Raw genomic sequence first — 4,638 nt, forward strand, 5'->3', positions numbered from 1 at the left:
GATCCCATCCCGAACTCGGCCGTGAAAAACCCCAGCGCCCATGATACTGTGCCTCAAGGCACGGGAAAGTCGGTCGCCGCCAGATCTTCCAGTCAGTCCCACCAACTCACCACCGCGGGGTGGAGCAGCCCGGTAGCTCGTCAGGCTCATAACCTGAAGGCCGCAGGTTCAAATCCTGCCCCCGCAACCACTTGCAGTTTCTGGAACCCCGCTAAGTCAACGGCTTAGCGGGGTTTTGCTATGCGTAAATCGAGGGCATATTCTGGGAAGCTGTTTAATTTCAGGTATTTAGGGTAGGTAGGTTCAAATCGGGGGTATCCTACCGCGCAACCACTTGCGATTATCTGCATTGACGTGAGACGCTGTTACAATCAGGCTCAGAAGCGAATGTAATTTTAGCTTCTGGATTGATGACGGACCTTATTCGAAACCTTATCCTTCGCTGGAGGGACGATCCGGCAGGGACCTATCAGAGCTGGTTTTTATGGGATGAGCGCCTTAAGAACTTTCGCTCTATCCGCCGCGGCCTGCAGCAGGTCGTCGCTGAGATTACCGATGGCACATTTGGGGTCGCCTATCGTGGCTCCTCCCTGGAAACGGTTGTTCATTCGATTGCGGAGCAGCGTCAGATTTTCAAGGGTGCGGATCATGCGTTCCTGTGGAAGCCGAAGCTACGAATTCCCGATATCTACGAAAATTCCGCCAACCAGAAAGCATTCGGGCAGCTTCTTGATACCTGTCTGTGCTGCAATACTGAAGAACATGTGGTCTCGGCCATTCATACAATCGATGCCCAGAAGATAAAAGGGCTGGGACCAGCCGTCGCCAATCTGTTGTATTTCCTGCATCCGACGATCATGCCGCCTTTCAATACGGCGATCGTGAACGGCTATAATGCCCTGACCGGCTCAAAGGTGAAGCTGGGGCGATGGGACGAATATCTTGCCATGCGGCAGGGTATCCTGAAGCTGAATGCGACCTATCGTTCGCTGCTGTCCAATGACCTGGGCGCCATTGGTGGACTGCTGTTTGACCTCGGAAGCGGACGCTATACAGCGCCGCCTCTCGAAGATGACGAAACAGCGCAGAAGCTTTGGGAAGCCGATCTTCATCAGGTGAGGGAGCAGAGCGCAAAAGAGGCCCGAATCCTCGCCGCGGAGCGGGAAACGGATCACACCCATACCGAAATTCAGGGCTGGCTTCGCGATCTGGGGCTTTCTCTGGGGTATGATGTCTGGATTGCAGCCAACGATCGCAGTCGTCCATGGCAGGACGGTAAATTGGGGGATGGCTGCCTGTCGGTGTTGCCGGGATTCACGACGGAAACGCAGGGAGCGGAATCCGTGCGCCTGATCGATGTCCTGTGGCTGGACCGGGACAGCCACGGGATTGTTGCGGCATTCGAGGTCGAGCATTCAACGACCATCTATTCCGGCATCGTGCGGATGCTGGATCTTGCTCTTGGGTCGGAGGCGCAGGCTCTGGAAGGACTATTCCTTGTCGCTCCAGACAAGCGGGAAGCCGATGTGCGGGAACAGTTGAGGCGGCCGGCCTTCAGCAGGATTGCAGATTTGAAAGTCCGGTATCTGCCTTATGGGGCGCTTGAGAAGGATCGTGAGGCAATCAGGCGTTTTGGTTAGGGATTGAAGCCTATCCAAGCGATATCCCATCCTCTTACTCCAGCATGATGGTGATGACCAGGAAGAGGGAAGGGGGTTAATAGAGTGGAAATGACCGAGACCGCCAAATTGCAAAGTAACTAAAATTCATTTTCTTGGAACGTAGGTCATGGCGGAAATCACTGGCGCTGAACTCGATGCAATTCTCTCAGGTGACCCAGAAGAATTGGGTGTGCATCTACATTTGGTCGAGCGTGACATCATGATCGATGGCCAAAATGTCAAAGTGTATTGCCATTGTTTGACCACCGATGGAAACGGAAAGGTGAAAATAAAGAGGCTCGCTGAGTTTTTACGTTATGCCGCAGCTGATTATGCCATCCCACGTACGCGTGTCGAAGAGGCGCGGGCGCGGGATACAAAGTTCCGATCCACATCGGCGGTCGCCGCGCTACACGAAAAAGCAAAGGCCGTGTTTACGGATCTAGCCAAAAGCGGAGAGGGTGGCGAAATGCTTCTATTCCTTTTCGCTGAGCGGTTTTTGGGTATTCCTCATGTTCTCTGCAAAATGGATCTAAAAACTGACAGTCGTATGCATTATCATGGTGCCGATGGTGTTTATGCATCGGTCTCTGACGATGGGAAGTTAAAGCTCTTCTGGGGGGAGTCCAAGGTCTATAAGGATCCAACCGACGCAATCCGCGATTGCCTCAGTTCGTTAGCACCATTTCTGATCGAAGAAGATCATTTGGGCTCATCCCGAGAGCGCGATTTAGTGCTTTTAAGCGATAAGGCGGATCTCGGAAATCCAGAGTTATCGGCTGCCTTCCGACGCTTCTTCGACACAAGTTCACCATTATCTAACAGGGTCGAGTATTGCGGGGTGGCGCTAGTTGGCTTCGACGCGGATTTCTACCCAGATGATGATAAAAAAGGTGCGCTTGAAGATATTGTGGAAGCCGCAAAAGTTGGTCTTGAAAGCTGGTCTACATCGCTTGGACGAAGGCTGACTGCAGAGAGGCTTCAACACTTTGATATCCACTTTCTATTCTTGCCACTCCCTTCTGTAGATAAGTTCAGAGAAGCCTTTCTTGAGGCCATGGGGCAGTGATGTCAGAGACAGAACTTCAAGATTGGCTTTATGAGACATCCCTAAGCGGCGAGTTAAAGCAACTCGGCTTGGTCACCACTCTTCTAGAACTCGATAACGTAACCCAAGACGCCACGCTGACGGATGTCACGTTCGACTGGCCGCGTCTCCTGTTTGCTGCGAGTATCCTTGCACGGTCGGATAAACGTGCGCATCTGGAAGCAAGTCTACGCATCGCGACTGGTGCGATGCTGCTACCAACATCAGACCCGGTTCGAGACACCGCCGCAGTGTTGTTCGATAAACTGTCGAACCGTCGCTCGGTGACTCTTGCCGAACAGCGGGGAAGACTTAAACCGCATCTGGAATCAAGACTCGGCGTTGCGCTTAGGATTGAAGATCAAAGAAGACAACTCGAAAGCTCCATCCTTCTTGAGGCTACGGGTGAGCGCTTGTCGGTCAATGAATTTCAGCTTGAATTCTGGCAGGCGGCCGGTCAAGAGCGGGCCTGGCTGTCTGCCTCCGCGCCCACCGCATCCGGCAAGACATTCCTCGTCTTGAAGTGGCTTGTTGACTGCATTGCGATCGGGAAAATCCGACGGGTAGTTTATCTTGCACCGACGCGCGCTCTTGTTTCGGAAATCGAGTCATCTTTGATGGAGGTTGCGGCTCAGGCTGAACTCGATATCGAGATATCCTCACTGCCCTCAGCGCAAAAGTATGCTGATGCGGAGAAAACAGGCAAGCAATGCGTCTTTGTCTTCACGCAAGAACGGTTGCACCTTCTCGCTAATTTGTTGCGAGACCGCATCAATGTAGATCTTGTCGTCGTTGACGAGGCTCATAAGATAGGCGATTCGCAACGCGGCGTTATTTTACAAGACGCTATTGAGCGGCTGCTCAGATCCAGTCCGAACATGCGTGTGACGTTTGTGAGTCCCGCAACACAAAACCCTGAAGTGTTGCTTGAAGATGCGCCAGACACCACGCCGACCATACCGATCGATAGTGATGTCGCGACCGTATTACAAAACATCGTGGTCGCCCATCAGGTCCCTGCAAAGCCGACGAAATGGGCACTGAAGTTTCGGCACAATGAGGAATATTTGCCTCTCGGGACACTAACGCTTGCAAGCAAGCCGAATACGCTGGCAAAGAGGCTCGCGTTCATCGCGGCGGCCATCGGAGAACGGGGCGGCACTCTTGTCTACGCCAATGGAGCGGCCGAGGCTGAGGACGTTGCTGAGATCATCAGTCAGTTGTTACCGACAGCTAAAGAGATCGACCAGGAGCTAGCTGATCTTGCAGATCTAGCACGAAAGTGCGTGCACAAAAGCTATAGGCTAGCACCATTAGTGGAAGCTGGCATCGCCTTCCATTATGGTAACATGCCTTCGCTTATCCGTCTGGAAGTTGAGAGGCTGTTCAAGACAGGAAAGCTCAAGTTTCTCGTCTGTACATCTACTCTCATAGAGGGTGTAAACTTGTCTTGCAGGACTATCGTCGTTCGCGGACCCCGCAAGGGTAAGAAGACGCCGATGGAGCCGCAGGATTTTTGGAACCTTGCCGGTCGAGCCGGTAGATGGGGTGATGAATTTCAAGGCAACATCATCTGCATTGATGCGGCCGATAAAAGAGCGTGGCCTTCAGGGGTTCCCCAACGCACACGTTATCCGATCCGGCGAGAGACCGATACTGCTCTCTCGAAACTCGATAAACTCGCTGCATATATAGAGCAACATCCAGCCGGAGTGGAGCGTGATCCTGGTAAAGTCCGTGCATTCGAGCAGGTGAGTGCTTATCTTACGACAGTATATGTCCGTGATCGATTGAGGTGGTCCCGTCCGTTCGGACAGTTTTGCGGGCTTGATAAGCTATACCCGATTGTTGTTATGCCGCCCTTCTGACGGCGTTGCTGTTGGCCATCTG

The 4,638-nt window shown here is 52.8% G+C and carries 3 protein-coding genes, 1 tRNA gene and 1 rRNA gene; all 5 read left to right on the forward strand.

Going from position 1 to position 4,638, the window contains the following annotated elements:
• Positions 1 to 85 (forward strand): 5S ribosomal RNA (rrf, locus tag CFR72_RS18535); the annotation flags it as partial.
• 28 nt (positions 86 to 113) lie between these two features.
• Positions 114 to 190, forward strand: a tRNA-Met gene (locus tag CFR72_RS16250).
• A 220-nt stretch (positions 191 to 410) separates the two neighbouring features.
• On the forward strand, positions 411 to 1,640 hold the full coding sequence (locus tag CFR72_RS16255; protein WP_110914769.1) for a type II restriction endonuclease: 1,230 nt from the start codon (positions 411 to 413) through the stop codon (positions 1,638 to 1,640).
• Positions 1,641 to 1,788: 148 nt separating this feature from the next.
• Positions 1,789 to 2,730, forward strand: coding sequence for a HamA C-terminal domain-containing protein (locus CFR72_RS16260; protein WP_110914770.1), 942 nt, complete (start codon positions 1,789 to 1,791; stop codon positions 2,728 to 2,730).
• Complete coding sequence (locus CFR72_RS16265; protein ID WP_208630093.1) at positions 2,730 to 4,616, forward strand: DEAD/DEAH box helicase; 1,887 nt, start codon at positions 2,730 to 2,732, stop codon at positions 4,614 to 4,616. The genes CFR72_RS16260 and CFR72_RS16265 overlap by 1 nt, the downstream gene beginning before the upstream one ends.
• The last annotated feature ends 22 nt before the right edge of the window (positions 4,617 to 4,638 follow it).

It is taken from the genome of Gluconacetobacter entanii (assembly GCF_003206495.1).
Taxonomy (GTDB): domain Bacteria; phylum Pseudomonadota; class Alphaproteobacteria; order Acetobacterales; family Acetobacteraceae; genus Novacetimonas; species Novacetimonas entanii.

Coding starts and splice junctions, on each gene's coding strand:
- CFR72_RS16260 (WP_110914770.1), top strand. CDS start 1,789: ATGGCGGAAATCACTGGCGCTGAACTCGATGCAATTCTCTCAGGTGAC.
- CFR72_RS16265 (WP_208630093.1), top strand. CDS start 2,730: ATGTCAGAGACAGAACTTCAAGATTGGCTTTATGAGACATCCCTAAGC.
- CFR72_RS16255 (WP_110914769.1), top strand. CDS start 411: ATGACGGACCTTATTCGAAACCTTATCCTTCGCTGGAGGGACGATCCG.